Source organism: Halovenus amylolytica, from assembly GCA_004015825.1.
Classification (GTDB): Archaea; Halobacteriota; Halobacteria; order Halobacteriales; family Haloarculaceae; genus Halovenus; species Halovenus amylolytica.
In genome coordinates this window covers 1-531 of sequence record SAYS01000060.1, presented here as the reverse complement: position 1 = coordinate 531, position 531 = coordinate 1, and the positions used below count along the sequence as shown (strand labels likewise).

Annotated in this window: 1 protein-coding gene; it reads right to left on the bottom strand. The window is 59.3% G+C overall.

From position 1 onward, the window contains the following. A partial coding sequence (locus EOW68_RS18285) for a transposase (protein WP_431359064.1) occupies positions 1 to 531 on the bottom strand: 531 nt, incomplete at both ends.

Genomic DNA, 531 nt, shown 5'->3' with positions numbered 1-531 from the left:
CCTTTGTCAGCAGCGAGGCTTCGCAGGTCGCCCGCGTTTCGGCGGGCGACCTGCGGGCCGATCTTGGCGTCGTGTTTCTTTGAGGTGGTCGAGTGGATGTCGGTGATGTACAGCGTTTCGACATCCACCAACGCAGTCACTTTCAACGCTCGGACGCGGTAGTCTGTGCGGTTGGCGTAGTGTCGGCTTGGCTGATCGCGGTCAAAGCCAGTGGCGTCGATTGAACCGTGGCCTGTGCGTTTCTCGGCTGACGCGCCGAGAAACGCACGCCAAGTCTCCGTCGGAATTCTAGCGAACCACGTGCGCAGAACCGTGTAATGAGGTAACCGCGTGAGGCCAATCTCCGCAAGAACGCCAGGCATCTCGCTGAGCAAGTCAAGCGCAACACGGTATGATTTGTTCAACTCAATACGGAGGGCATGGAGTGTGAGCATCGCCCATTCGGCGAACCCGCCACCCCCTTCGGGGTCGGCGGGTTCGTCTGGATTAGCGACAACTTGTTTAGCTTTCGCCACCGAATTACGGGTGAGG